The sequence below is a fragment of the Comamonas jiangduensis genome, from assembly GCF_030162955.1.
Taxonomy (GTDB): Bacteria; Pseudomonadota; Gammaproteobacteria; order Burkholderiales; family Burkholderiaceae_C; genus Comamonas; species Comamonas jiangduensis.
On record NZ_JARXOV010000002.1, the window covers coordinates 1 to 13,793 of the forward strand.

Here is a 13,793-nt window from a genome sequence, read left to right on the forward strand (position 1 = left end):
GCACTGGCACTGGCACTGGCACTGGCACTGGCACTGGCACTGGCACTGGCACTGGCACTGGCATCTTCCAGCCGGTCCACATCACGCAAGGGCTTGAACACCCGCATCCAGGTGCCCACCACGCCCAAGGTGCACAGGCAGCCGACTATGGCGGCGGGCACAGCGCCTAAAGCGGCAGCCATGGACCCCGCTCGAAACTCGCCCAGTTCATTGCTGGAGCTGATGAACAGCATGTTCACCGCATTCACGCGCCCGCGCATGGTGTCGGGCGTTGAAAATTGCACCAGGGCCGAGCGGATGTACACACTCACCATATCGGCCGCACCTGCCAGCGCCAGCATGGTCATGGACAGCCAGAACCAGTGCGACAGCGCAAACACCAAGTTGGCCAAGCCAAACACGGCGACTGCAGCGAACATCACCTTGCCCACGTGGCGCTGAATGGGGCGGGCACTGAGCCACAGGCCCATGAGCACTTCACCGCCCGCCATGGCCGAGCGCAGCAGGCCCAGACCTTCGGGGCCGGTGTGCAGCACCTCCTTGGCGTAGACGGGCAGCAAGGCGACCACGCCCCCGAGCAGCACGGCAAACAAGTCCAGCGAGATGGTGCCCAACACAATCGGGCGGCTGCGGATGAAGTGGAAACCGTCTGCTGCACGCTGCCACATCGTGCCTTCCAGCACTTGGCGCGGGGCGGCGTACTTCACGGGCACGCGCCACAGCAGCAGCACGGCCAGGGCCAATGCGATGGCGCACACGGCATAGGTCAGTTCACCGCCGCCCAGCCCAAACAGCACGCCACCCAGTACGGGGCGGCAATGGCGGCGCTGCGCATGAGCATGCTGTTGGTGGCCAAAGCCTGGGCCAGATGTTCACGCGGCACGATCTGCGGCAGCAGGCTTTGCATGGCGGGCCCGGTGAACGCGCGGCTGCAGCCAAACAGCACCAGCACGGCGTAGATGCCGCCCACGCCATGCTCGCCCAAAGTGCTCAGCCACAGCAGCAGGGCTGCGCACAGGGCGGCCACGCTCCAGCTGGCTGCCAGCATGCGTTTGCGGCTGATACGGTCGGCCAGATCCCCCGCAGGAATCAGCAGCAAGAGCATGGGCAGAAACTGCGCCAAACCGACATAGGCCAAAGAGATGGGATCGCGGGTAATGCCATACACCTGCCATGCCACCACCACGGCTTGCATTTGCTGGGCAAACATACCCAGCATGCGGGCTGTCAAAAAGGGCAGAAAACCGGGTTGGCGCAAAGCTGCGTTGTGAAGGGGCGTAAAACGGGGCACGGTAAAACCAATGAAGCGCGGCGTGCTGCTGTCAGCGGCAGCGCACAAAAAAGCCGCTGGTGCAGCGGCTTGTGGATGGACTTAGCCCAGGGTGACGACCACGGGGGCATGGTCGCTGGGTTGCTTGTTTTTGCGCGGTGCGCGGTCAACCACGCAGGCCGTGGTGCGGGCCTTGAGCGCGGGGCTGACCAAGATATGGTCAATGCGCAGGCCCCGGTTCTTCTGGAAACCCAGCATGCGGTAGTCCCACCAGGAGAAGCTTTTCTCGGGCTGATCAAACATGCGGAAGGCATCGGTCAGGCCCATATCCAGCAGCGCCTGAAAGTGTGCCCGCTCTTGCGGGGTGTGGTGGATGGTGCCGCGCAGGCCTTCGGGGTCATACGAGTCGCGGTCTTCGGGCGCCACGTTGAAGTCACCCACCAGCACCAGCTGCGGGTGCTGGGCCATTTGCGCCTTCACAAAGGCTTCCAAAGCAGACAGCCAGCGCAGTTTGTAGACAAATTTGTCCGAATCAGGGGCTTGGCCATTCACAAAGTAGCAGTTGATCAGGCGCACTTCACCTTGCGGTGTGTCCAGCGTGGCCGCAATCACACGGGCTTGCTCATCGTCCAAGCCGGGGATGTTGCGCACCACATCACGCATGGGGTGGCGGCTCAGGATGGCGACGCCGTTGTAGGTTTTTTGACCATGGCACACGGCTTGGTAGCCAGCAGCTTGCAGCTCCATGAAGGGAAATTTGTCATCCGTGAGCTTGAGCTCTTGCAGCCCAATCGCATCGACCGGGTTGGCTTGCAGCCAGTCCAGCAACTGCGGCAGACGTACGTTCAGGGAGTTGATGTTCCAGGTGGCAATCTTCATTTTCTAAAAGAATCCTTATTTGGTGCGACTGATAGCAGGGGAGTGGTCAGATTTTTGATCCTGGCTAACCACCTCGCTACCTGATAAAAACAAGTCACAGAGTGACTAATGAAGGCTTTTTTGCTACATCTGCTGAACTAGTAAGTGAATCGACCATCTTTTTCTAGATAGCTTTCAGGTCATGAGCAGACTTCTGCAAAAGCCTCCCCGGATTTATTTTGTATTCTCCGCAAGCTGCACGCGGTTGCGCCCGTTTTCCTTGGCCTGGTACATCGCCTGATCGGCCCTTTCCATCAAACTATCTAGAGTCTCATCACACCCGCGAAACAGAGCTACACCAATGCTGCATGTGCACGCATGCTCAATGGTCGAAACGGCTGGGGTAGGTTGAAGCACATAGCGCTCCGCCAAGCGGGCACGAATTTTCTCTGCCACGGAGATGGCTTGCACATGTGCTTCATCTTGCTGCTGGGACAGTGTACGTAGCAGCACCACAAATTCGTCGCCACCGATACGTGCCACGGTATCGGCGCCACGCACACAACCCTTGAGGCGTGAACCCACCTCAATCAGCAGCAGGTCGCCCATGCCGTGGCCGTGTGTGTCGTTGAGGGGCTTGAAATTGTCCAGATCAAGATAGATCACTGCGCCATAGTAGTGGCTGCGCTTGCTCTCTCTCATCGCCTGATCCAGGTGCTCCAGCAGCAGCCGGCGATTGGCAAGTTGGGTGAGTGTGTCGTGGAACGCCAGCTGGCGCACTTGCTCCTCCAGGCGCTTGCGCTCGGTGACATTGCGCGTGATGCCGTGGTATCCAACCACCTCGCCCTTGGCGTTCAGGTCGGGCTTGACCAGTACCTCACCCCAGACGAGGCTGCCATCCTTGCAAAGCTGCTGGATCTCAAACTTGCGAAAGCGGATTGGGCCCGCCGGTAGCGCTTTTTGTGCGCTGAGATTGATCGCGTGCTTGACCAGTGCGCCCGCCTCTTCGGTAAGTAGATCAAATACCGGGCGCCCGACCACCTCAGCCGCCTGAAAGCCGCGTAGGCGCTCATCCGCCGGGCTGATATAGGTGACGATGAAATCACGGTCCATCTGCCAGTGCACGTCTTCCGCATCTTCCGTGAGCAGGCGGTAAAACGCTTGGCTCTCTTGCAGCGCCCGCGTGCGCTCGGCCACCAGTGCCTGCAAAGCGCGGTTCTCCTGCTGCAGACTCCTGATTGGGTAGATTTCATCGTCGTTTGCGCCATGGAACGGCACGGAATAGCTGCAATGCGTGATCATCCATGCGCCCGCTTCCAGGAGAAATACCAGCACCAGCCTCGTCACATGGTTGGCCATTAAATCGGCGTCATCGGGCAGGTGAATGCGCAAAGTCGCAGCGACAGAGACCACCTCATTGCAGAGGTCCTGCAGCGAGACGTCGTTCACTTCCATGCGAATGGGGCCTGACACCTGCTCAAAATCTTGCCGGGTGATGCGGATCCACTCGTCGTGATCCTGGATCAGCCGCCCCCAGCTGCCGGTGAAACCCGTGAAGTTCTGACTAAAGCGTGTCGTGAGGCGGTCATCCCTGGAGGCATACATGTTGATGTACTCGTGGAATAACCCGCGAATCATGCACCGACGCTGCTGCGGATCGTTACGCATCTCCTCTTGGGTTTGCAGTTGCATACAGTGTTGTCTGAACAGTTATAGAGTTGAGCCCAAAGGGAAGTCACAAAGCTAGCTTTAGTGTCACTGGCTCAATCCTCTCATGCAGTGAGTTTCCAACTAAGCCGGTGTGATTCACCGACTGCATTCTCCAAGCGATACCCCTCATGGAGCACCCGCACCAGGTTGCAGAAAGGGTATTGCAAGCAATGAAACAGTGGTTTTTGGGCTCAAGAATGTGTGCGATAACGCGATTGCTGCACACAGGGGACGGCCACGGCATGATTAGGGGCTTACCATCAGTTACAGCCTAACTGCTGCATAGGTCTATGCCAACTACATCCATTGGTGACTGGTCAAGCCTTGACCTTGTAGCGAACGTCTTTGATTATTTATGACCGAATTAGCTGCCGCCCCTTTGCCGACCGCGCCCAACCCCAGCGTCCGACCCATCAATGCAGATGCCCTGTGGAGGCTGCTGTCCAAGCGGGCTTGGTGTCTGCAACTGAGTTGGAGGCTGGCCTGCGCATACAGCGCCAGGAGCGCAATGAAGGGATTTATCGCAAGATTGGGCAAATTTTGGTGGGAAGCGGGGCATTGACCCAAGAGCAGTTGTGCCAAGTAATTGCCACATGGTTGGGCGATTACACCGTGCATCCGGGTGATATAGCGTCCGAACCTGCCGCTATCGCTTTGGTGCCCCGTACACTGGCAGAGCGTGAATCTGTGCTGCCACTGCTGGCCCGTGACGACGCGCTGGTGGTGCTGATGGCTGACCCTAGCGACCGCGAGCTGCTCAGCGAGTTGCGGTTTCTGACCCAGCGCAGACTCATCGCGCTGCGGGCTGCGCCGGGAACGCTGATGCCCGCCATCCACAAGGCCTATCGCACTCGTCCCAACGATCCGGGCAGCGCTGCATCAAGTGCACGTGCGACTTCGCAAGATCTGCTGAACAGCCTGACTAATGCGCTGCCTGATGTGGAGGCCGACCACGCCGATGTGATCAGCGAATCGGACAACACGCTAGTGCGGCTCATCAATTCGGTGATTGACGAGGCGATCCAGCACCGCGCGTCTGACATTCACATCGAAACCGAGCCAGCACCGAGCAATGTGCGCGTGCGCTTGCGCATCGATGGCGACCTCACACCCTACCTGGTGCTGCCTGCGCGCTATCGCTTCGCGATGGTGGCGCGCATCAAGATCATGGCCAACATGGACATTTCCGAGCACCGCAAGCCGCAAGATGGGAAGATCAACTTTGCCCGTTTTGGAGGCCCCCCGGTGGAGTTGCGTGTGGTCACGGTGCCGACCTCACACGGGCTGGAGGATGTGGTGCTTCGCTTGCTGGCCGGTGCCAAGCCCCTGCCGCTGGACAAGATCGGTCTGAGCCAATCCAACCTGAAGATCTTGCGCCAAGTGGTGCAGAAAAGTTATGGACTCATATTGGTATGTGGGCCCACCGGATGCGGCAAGACAACCACGCTGCACTCGGTGGTCAGCGACATCAATATTGCAGGCCGCAAGATCTGGACGGCTGAAGACCCCATCGAGATCACACAGGAAGGCCTGCGCCAGGTGCAGGTGAATCCGCGCATTGGCTGGACCTTTGCCGCCGCCATGCGTACTTTCCTGCGCGCCGACCCGGACACAATCATGATTGGCGAAATGCGCGACGAGGAAACCGCACGCATTGCGATTGAAGCCTCGCTGACTGGGCACTTGGTGCTGTCCACTTTGCACACCAACTCGGCACCCGAGAGCATCGCACGGCTGCTTGAGATTGGTCTAGACCCTTTCAACTTCTCAGATTCACTGCTGGCCATCCTCGCGCAGCGCTTGGTGCGTCGCCTGTGCACGGCCTGCCGCGAGCCGCATGTGATCGATGAACAGTCGCTGACGGATCTGGCATCGCAGTACCTGAGTAGCGGCGCAAGCAACACGCCCGAATTGCGCCAAGCGCTGGTAGCGCGCTGGCGCCAGACACACGGTAACGCGCAGGGCGAACTGCGCCTTTGGCGACGCGTGGGTTGCCCACAGTGTGACGGCAATGGCTACCACGGGCGACTGGGTATCCATGAACTCATGCTCAGCGACGATACCATCCGCCAGCACATCCGCCACCGGGCACCAGCGTCGGACATCCGCCATTCAGCTTTGGCGGCTGGCATGCACACCCTGCGCCAAGACGGGATAGAAAAAGCGCTAGAGGGGCTGACCGACATGGCGCAAGTGGTGGCAGCGACGAACATGTGACGAGCGTTGTGCCGATACGGGGGTAATAAAAATAAGAGCGATGGGCCCCTGAATACATTGAAAATTAACGGAAATTAATCACTGCAGGTTGAATCGACCAGCTTTTCCTAGATAGCTGCTTGCCTCACAGAATTGCGTCTCTCGAACTCTATGGGAGACAGGCCATCCGCAGACGAATGTCTGCGGATGGGGGTGTAAAACATCTCAATGTAGCTAAACATATCGCTGCGTGCTTCTTGCCTGGTTGCATAGACGTGCTTGCGGATGCGCTCCCGTTTCAGTAATTGGAAGAAGCTTTCTGCCACAGCGTTGTCATGACAGTTGCCTCGCCTGCTCATGCTGGGCTGCAAGTTGTGACTGGCTAAGAACCGCTGCCACTCATGGCTCGTAAATTGGCAGCCTTGGTCTGAATGAACGATGACAGTCTCTCGCGGCCTTCTGCGCCAGATAGCCATATGCAAGGCATCCAAAGGCAACTGTGTATCAATGCGACTCCCGGTTGCCCAGCCAATCACTTGCCGAGAGAACAAGTCAATCACCGTTGCTAGCTACTCCAAATTGGTGTACCACAGTGAAGAAGATTGATACCGCCTGAGAAAAATTTTGGGTTTGGATGCGAGATAGAGGGTGCTTATGGCGCTGCCGTGATTCATGGTGAGACAGCGATTCAAATTGCAGGTGATGATTTTTTTATCGTGCGACCAGCGGCATGGTGTGCGGCTGGTGTGAAGGGCTCTGCAGCGCACAGGGTGGGCTGCGATTGAAGTCGATTGTAAAAGTGCATGCAGCCCCCGGGCGAATGACCATGAAATCATTCGCATTTACGGGCGTGCTTGTGGGCCATTCCCCCAAAACGTGTGCTTACAAATTTAGTTTTTCAAATTTCGGTAATTACTGAAATTTGTGTATATTTCGCACATCGGGTGGGGTTTGCCCGATACGCTTGTTAATTGACAGCCACCTCATTGCCGTGAGGTGGCTTTTTTTCGGCCTATGGGTGGTGCAATCTCAGGCCACAGCAGGCGTGCGCTCTTGCTGAAAGCCGGTGGTGGTGTGGGTGCTGCCGTCATCGAACACCAGGGTGCGCTCGGGCCAGCGCAGGGCTGCCAGTTTCATGTGCGCATGCGGGCGACTGAAGGTGCGTGCCTGAGCGCGCGCGCCCACCGAGTAGTCCACGCAAAACACATTGCCATGCTGGCCATGCCAGGCGTAAGGGCTGACGCTGCGAAACAGCCCTTCGTGGGTGGTTTGTGCGGGCAAGGTCGAGCGCCAGTAATGCCCCACCACCACGGGGGTGGCCTCGCTGTAGTTGTTCCACCAAGCCACGCGTTCCACAAAGCGCCATTTGTTGCCCGCAAAAAATGGCTCGGGGGTTTGGCGCTCCAAGCCGCAGGTCAGTACTTTCAACGGGTTGATCAGGGCTTTGTTGAGCTCGTTGTCGCAGTGCGCCTGCAAAAACGGTGGGCAGCGTTCGCCATCTTCCAGGCTGTGCGGCCAAATGTTTTTTTCTTCGGCCATGCGGTCGGCAATGCGCAGCTGCGCGGCGACCTGGGCGGCCTGCTGCTCCCAGCGGTCATATTCCGCACGGGCGCTGCCCAGGGGCATGGCACGTGCTTTGGCGATATCTGGCGCATGCCAGGCAGCGTGAATGACGCGCAGGTCTTCGCGCTCCAGCCCCAGCGGCAGGCTGTTGAGGAAGGCTTCAATGCGCGCACGCTGCAAGGTGTTGGTGGCGCGAACAAATTGGCTGTATTTGGCCGTGTCGCTGGCCACACGCTCTTCAAAGAACCAGCCAGCGCCGTCTTTGGGGTCGTGGCGCAGCAGGTTGATTTCGTGGTTGCCAGCAATCGCACTGGCGTGGCCGCTCTCGACCAAACGCTGCACCAAGCTCACAACGCCGGGGCTGTCGGGCCCACGATCGACAAAGTCGCCCACAAACACCAGCGTGCGGGACTGCGGGTGGCGGCCATCTTCGTCATAGCCCAAATGGCGCACCAAGTCCTGCAAGGCAGACAGCTCACCGTGGATGTCTCCCACGATGTCAAGCGGGCCGGGGGGCAGGGGCTGGATAAGGCTCATGGCGGCAGTGGCTTTCAACGAAAAAACGCCCGTAAGAAATGCACGGGCGTTCCATATTGTTGCAATGCAGCAATGTCGTCAACCCGTCTTCACCCTGAGCATGTAACGTGTATGACGCATGCTGGGCTCAGCAGGGTAAAAGGTTTAGCGCTTGCGGGTGAAACGTACAAAGCTAAAGGGCAAGCCTTTGGCACTGATCAGGTCTTGGCGTTCGCCCTCCACCCATTCAGGGCCCAACTCTGGCGCAAATGCATCACCCTCAAAGTCTTTGTGGATGATGGTCACTTCCACCACATCGGCCAGCGGCAAGGCTTGGGCGTAAATCTGCGCGCCGCCCATCACCCAGACGGTGTCGCCATGTTGCGCGCCCACATGCAAAGCTTCTTCCAAGCTGCTGGCGCGCACCACGCCTTCGGCGCTCCAGTCGGTGTTGCGCGTGACGACGATATTGGTGCGCCCTGGCAAGGGGCGAAAGCGCTCGGGCAGCGAATCCCACGTCTTGCGGCCCATGACCACGGGGTTGCCGTTGGTCAGTTGCTTGAAATGGGCCAAGTCCTCGGGCAGGTGCCAGGGCATGGTGTTGTTCAAACCAATCACGCCATTGGCGGCGCGGGCGTAAATCAGGTGAATGGCCATGGGCTGCAATCTCTGTACTATCTAAAAAGAGAGCTGCTTGCGCTGACTATTTATAGACTTTGGATGGTTTTGTATCTGAAGTCTATGAATATCAAGCGCTGGCGGCTCTTATTTTTGTGGCGGTTTACACAGCCACCGGGGCTTTGATGGCGGGGTGGTGCTCATAGCCCAGCACTTCGAAGTCTTCAAATTCGTAGTCGAAGATGGAGTCAGGCTTGCGCTTGATGTGCAGCGTGGGGTAGGCAAATGGCTGGCGGCTCAGTTGCGTTGCCACCTGTTCGAAGTGGTTGTTGTAGATGTGGCAGTCGCCGCCCGTCCAGATGAAGTCGCCCACTTCCAGGTCACACTGCTGCGCCAGCATGTGGGTCAGCAGCGCGTAGCTGGCAATGTTGAAGGGCACGCCCAAAAAGATGTCGGCGCTGCGCTGGTACAGCTGGCAGCTGAGTTTGCCGTTGGCCACGTAGAACTGGAAGAAGGCGTGGCAGGGCATCAGCGCCATCTGGTCCAGATCGGCCACGTTCCAGGCGCTGACGATAATGCGGCGGCTGTCCGGGTTGGTCTTGAGTTGTTTGACCACTTCGCTGATCTGGTCGATGTGGCTGCCATCGGCCTTGGGCCAGCTGCGCCATTGCACGCCGTACACGGGGCCAAGGCTGCCGTCCGCGCGTGCCCATTCGTCCCAGATGGTGCAGCCGCGCTCTTGCAGCCATTTGACGTTGCTGTCGCCACGCAGGAACCACAGCAACTCATGGATGATGGATTTGAGGTGCACCTTCTTGGTGGTCACCAGCGGAAAGCCTTCGGACAGGTCAAAGCGCATCTGGTGGCCAAACACGCTGCGGGTGCCGGTGCCGGTGCGGTCACCCTTGCTCACACCATGCTCGTACACATGGCGCATAAAGTCTTCGTATTGCGAACGAACTGGGCGGTTTGTTGTTGTCATTAGCAATTTCTTTGAATTAGGCGGAAAACACTCGAACTGCTGAAGCTACTGAGTAAATAAGTGCAGCAGTACCCGACAAGATGAGATGTGCACGTGTAACAAACAGCGCAGTTAAACGAACTGAGGCTGAATCTTGACTGAAGTGCTTTAGGGGATCTTGCGGATTTTTTGGTATGCGTGGCATATCGAATTTCCTCGAGGGACTTCGCTGATAAGTGCGAAGTGGAATCAATTGTCCACGCAATCTGAAAATGCCATTTTCGCCGAGGATTGTTTTGAATAAAGATTTGGTTTTTTATTACTAATTTGTATCTTGTGTGTTTAGGACATTGGAGGACAGACAAGACTCGATGCTTTTCTAACAATGTGCCGTGGAATGGTAGTGAAAACAAATGTTTTCTTATGTCTAACAAAGCAAGTTAGCTATGTTTTTTATTGGATATGTGGAGAGTTTTTATGAAAAAAGCAATGCTCAGCCCCTGGCACACCATCTGTTTGATCACTGTGGCCGGTGTGCTGGCCGCTTGCGAGCCCGCCGCGCCGCCCCTGCCCAAGGCCGAGCCCCGTGCAACACCCAGCGCTAAACCTGCCGATGCCGCCACCGATGCCGTGCATGGTTTGGGCGCTGATGCCGCGTTGGTGGCTGAAAGCGCGCAAAACGCGCAAGCCCTGCCCAGCCATGCACAGCCTAGTGCCGATGCTTCGCCGCTGGGCGAGCTCAAGCAATACGTGGGCACCTACCCCAGCGACAGCAATCTGAGTTTTCTTGAACAAGGCGTGCTGGCCGAACGCCTCAAGCAGATGCTGGGCAAAGACTATTCCACGCTGCTGGCCAATCTGCGTACCGTGAGTCCCTTGAGCGAAGAGGGCGGGCGCTGGTTCATCACCGGCAATCGCCCGCACGAAGGCGGGACCGAGGCGGCGGCCGTGGTGGTGGATGCGGCCAAAAATGCGGTGCGCGTCTGGATGCTGCACGAGGGCAAGGCCACGGAGTACCGGGACCCCAGCCACATCGATGTGCCCTGGCCGGCTGAAGTGCAGGTCATGCTCGACAACCAAAAGAGCGCAGCCAAGGGTTAAACAACGCCCAGTCCTGCCCCATAAAAAACGCCACGTTAGAGCGTGGCGTTTTTGCTGGGAAAGGCAGGGGGCTCAGGCCTTGAGCACGCAACCGGGGTTCATGAGCCCTTGCGGGTCGAGCGCCTGCTTGATGGCGCGCATCATGCCCAGTGCCACGGGCGATTTGTACTTTGCCAGCTTGTCGGCCTTGAGCGCGCCCACACCATGTTCGGCCGAGAACGAGCCCCCAAACTGGGCGACGGCGTCATACACCAAGGTGTTCACCAGGTCTTCTTTGTCGTTGAGGAAAGCCTTGCCGTCCTGGCCTTCGGGCACCTGCACGTTGTAGTGCAGGTTGCCGTCGCCCAGGTGGCCAAAGTTGACCAGGCGCACACCGGGAATCTCGCGCTGTAAAACGGCATCCGCGTGCTCGACAAACGCCGGAATCTTGGAGGCCTGGATGGAGATGTCGTGCTTGATGTTCAGGCCCTCTTCGGCCTGGGCCAGCGGAATGCTCTCGCGGATGTGCCACAGCTCATGCGCCTGCGCCATGCTTTCGGCCACCACGGCATCCAGCACGCAGCCGTCTTCCAACGCCAGCTCCAGCAGGTGCTCAAAGCGCGCACGGGCATGGGCTTCGGACTCGCTGTCAGAGTTCTCCAGCAGCACGCAGTAGGGCGCATCGGCCATGTCGGCAAACGGCACGCGCAGCTGCGGCATGTGTTTGACCACCAGCGACAGCGCAAATCGCCCCATCACTTCAAAGCCAGTCAGGCCAGCTGCCAGGTGCTGGTGCGCCAAGCCCAGCAGGCGCACGGCGGCCTCCATGCTGGGTACGGCGGCAAAGGCCGTGAGCTGGGCGGCAGGCTGGGGGAACAGCTTCATCGTGGCCGCAGTGATGATGCCCAGCGTGCCCTCGCTGCCAATGAATAGGTCGCGCAGGTCGTAGCCCGTGTTGTCTTTGCGCAGGCCGCTCAAGCCATCCCAGACCTCGCCTTGGGGGGTGACGACTTCCAGCCCCAGGCAGAGCTCGCGTGCATTGCCGTAGCGCAGCACCTGCGTGCCGCCAGCGTTCGTTCCCAGATTGCCGCCGATGGTGCAGCTGCCTTCGGCTGCCAGCGACAGGGGGAACAGAAAGCCCGCCTTGTCTGCCGTTTCCTGCAGGGTCTGCAGGATTACGCCCGCCTCGACGGTCACGGTCAGGTTGTCGGCATCCAGCTGGCGCACGGCCTGCATGCGCTGCAGGTTCAGCACCACCTGCTGGCCCGAGCCGTCGGGGGTGGAGCCCACGGACAGGCCGGTGTTGCCGCCCTGGGGCACGATGCTGGCCCCGGCGGCCGCACAGGCCTTGACCACGGCGGCCACTTCCTGGGTGGTGCCCGGGCGCACGATGGCCAGGGCTTTGCCGTGCACGCGTTTGCGCCAGTCTTGTTCGTAAGCGCTCAAATCGCCTTCGGTGAGGACATGGGCATCGCCAACAATCTGGCGCAAAGTGGAGAGCAAAGCAGTGGAAGTCATGGTGAGCGGGCAGCCGTTGGTGGCGCCAGTGCAAAAAAGCCAGGGGGAAAACAGACCGCATCCTAAGCCTGCGCAGCGCGGCAGGGAGGAAGCAGCGGCAAAGTCTTAAGCCTAGGGGATTGCAAGGGCACAAACAATTGAAATAAATTGCTGCGTTATGCCAGTTTTTCCGAACAATCTCAGCCTGCGCCAGCTGCGCGCGTTTGACGAGGTCGCGCGCCAAGGCGCTTTTGCACCTGCGGCGCGTGAGTTGTGTCTCACGCAGTCGGCCCTGTCCGAATCCATTCGCCAGCTTGAAGAGGCAGTGGGCATGCGCCTGTTTGACCGCACCACGCGCACCGTGGGACTGACCAGCGCGGGTCAAGCCTTTTTGCAGGATGTGCGCCAAGCGTTTGAAACGCTGGAACAGGGGGTGCAGCACCTGAGCGACCTGGCCGCTTTGCGCAGGGGCAAGGTACGGATTGCTGCCGCCCCGTCGGTATTGGCTGTGCTGTTGCTGCCGGTGCTGCCCCAGTTGCGCGCGCAGCATCCCGGTATTGAAGTGGAGTTGACGGAAGACAGTGCCGAAGGCATTGCCCAGCGGGTGCGCGATGGGCGGGTGGATTTTGGTGTGGGGGCGGCCCACCCCGCAGGGGCGGAGCTGTTCATCCAGCCCTTGCTCAGTGACCGCATGGGGCTGGTGGCATGCGCCGAGGAGCCGCTGCTGCACCGGCCCACCCTCCAAGCGCCAGATCTGGCGCACCTGCCCTTTGTGGGCTTGACCACGGATACGGCCATCAGCCAGTTGCTGGCGGCTGCACCCGGCATGCCAGCCAATGTGTTGCAGACACCGCTGCGTGTCTCCAACCCTGCCTTGCTGTTTGATGCCGTGCGCCAAGGGCTGGGGGTGAGTTTGATTCCAGCGCTGACCGCCCAGCACCCGGCGCGCGGGGCATTGGGTTTTCGGGTGCTGGATACGCCGCAGATTGTGCGCCGCACCTTGCTGATTCAGCGCCCGCGCCGCGCGCTTTCACCCGCAGCGCAGTTGCTGTGCAACGCCTTGCGCCAGCAGGTGCTGCAGCTGGCGCAGCAACCGGGCATGGTGCAGGATTGACTCAGGTTTGGGCCGCTGCGATGGCAGCTTTGGCGGCTTTTTGGCGCCAGCGCACATGCAGCGCGCAGGCCACAAACAGCAGCAGGCACAGGGCCACTTCCACCATGGCCAGGTAGTTGCTGGGGGCCTTGTCGCTCCAGGCGCGCACCACCCCTTCGGTGAAATACAGCCACACCACCAGGCTGACCCAACGGTAGGTGTACATGCGGTGCTTGAGCAAGCCCACCAGCGGAATGCACAGCGGCAGGGCTTTGAGCACCATCCAAGACCCTCCGGGGCGCAGCGGCGCAAGCCACAGCTCCCAACAGAGGCTCAGAACAATCAGGCCCAGCAGGCTGCCAACGGCCAGCCAGCGGGTGGCAGCGACGTCGCTGCCCGGAAGGGTGTTGCTTGTGGAATTCATTGGGGTG

At 59.4% G+C, this 13,793-nt stretch carries 10 protein-coding genes and 2 pseudogenes; 3 read left to right on the top strand and 9 right to left on the bottom strand.

Annotated features, from left to right (window positions below; genetic code table 11):
* The 3 genes and pseudogenes from QEP12_RS01480 to QEP12_RS01490 all read right to left on the bottom strand — a co-directional run.
* A pseudogene (locus QEP12_RS01480) lies at positions 1-1,303 on the bottom strand (MFS transporter); the annotation flags it as partial.
* A gap of 69 nt (positions 1,304-1,372) precedes the next feature.
* Entirely contained in the window at positions 1,373-2,149 is a 777-nt protein-coding gene (gene xth, locus QEP12_RS01485; protein WP_174862545.1) for an exodeoxyribonuclease III, read from the bottom strand.
* A 213-nt stretch (positions 2,150-2,362) separates the two neighbouring features.
* Entirely contained in the window at positions 2,363-3,820 is a 1,458-nt protein-coding gene (locus QEP12_RS01490; RefSeq protein WP_284213153.1) for a diguanylate cyclase domain-containing protein, read from the bottom strand.
* A gap of 447 nt (positions 3,821-4,267) precedes the next feature.
* Between QEP12_RS01490 and QEP12_RS01495 the strand changes: the two genes are divergently transcribed.
* Positions 4,268-6,055, top strand: a complete 1,788-nt coding sequence (locus tag QEP12_RS01495; protein WP_284213154.1) for a GspE/PulE family protein — start codon at positions 4,268-4,270, stop codon at positions 6,053-6,055.
* Positions 6,056-6,162: 107 nt separating this feature from the next.
* Here QEP12_RS01495 and QEP12_RS01500 read toward each other — a convergent pair.
* From QEP12_RS01500 to QEP12_RS01515, 4 genes and pseudogenes are all read right to left on the bottom strand, one after another.
* Positions 6,163-6,603, bottom strand: a pseudogene (locus QEP12_RS01500) (IS3 family transposase); the annotation flags it as partial.
* Positions 6,604-7,063: 460 nt separating this feature from the next.
* Entirely contained in the window at positions 7,064-8,134 is a 1,071-nt protein-coding gene (locus tag QEP12_RS01505; protein WP_284213155.1) for a metallophosphoesterase, read from the bottom strand.
* A gap of 144 nt (positions 8,135-8,278) precedes the next feature.
* Positions 8,279-8,770, bottom strand: a complete 492-nt coding sequence (locus tag QEP12_RS01510) for a dihydrofolate reductase (RefSeq protein WP_174862618.1) — start codon at positions 8,768-8,770, stop codon at positions 8,279-8,281.
* 124 nt (positions 8,771-8,894) lie between these two features.
* On the bottom strand, positions 8,895-9,713 hold the full coding sequence (locus QEP12_RS01515; protein ID WP_284213156.1) for a thymidylate synthase: 819 nt from the start codon (positions 9,711-9,713) through the stop codon (positions 8,895-8,897).
* 456 nt (positions 9,714-10,169) lie between these two features.
* Here QEP12_RS01515 and QEP12_RS01520 point away from each other — a divergent pair, with 456 nt between their 5' ends.
* Entirely contained in the window at positions 10,170-10,793 is a 624-nt protein-coding gene (locus tag QEP12_RS01520; RefSeq protein WP_284213157.1) for an Ivy family c-type lysozyme inhibitor, read from the top strand.
* 72 nt (positions 10,794-10,865) lie between these two features.
* Here QEP12_RS01520 and QEP12_RS01525 read toward each other — a convergent pair whose 3' ends face one another.
* Positions 10,866-12,290 (bottom strand): FAD-binding oxidoreductase, encoded by a 1,425-nt coding sequence (locus QEP12_RS01525; RefSeq protein WP_284213158.1) that lies wholly within the window; start codon positions 12,288-12,290, stop codon positions 10,866-10,868.
* Between the two features lie 157 nt (positions 12,291-12,447).
* On the opposite strand from QEP12_RS01525, the gene QEP12_RS01530 reads away from it, so the two are divergent.
* Positions 12,448-13,383, top strand: coding sequence for a LysR family transcriptional regulator (locus QEP12_RS01530; RefSeq protein ID WP_284213159.1), 936 nt, complete (start codon positions 12,448-12,450; stop codon positions 13,381-13,383).
* 1 nt (position 13,384) lies between these two features.
* Here QEP12_RS01530 and QEP12_RS01535 read toward each other — a convergent pair whose 3' ends face one another.
* Positions 13,385-13,786, bottom strand: coding sequence for a DUF2069 domain-containing protein (locus QEP12_RS01535; protein ID WP_174862621.1), 402 nt, complete (start codon positions 13,784-13,786; stop codon positions 13,385-13,387).
* Between the last annotated feature and the right edge of the window lie 7 nt (positions 13,787-13,793).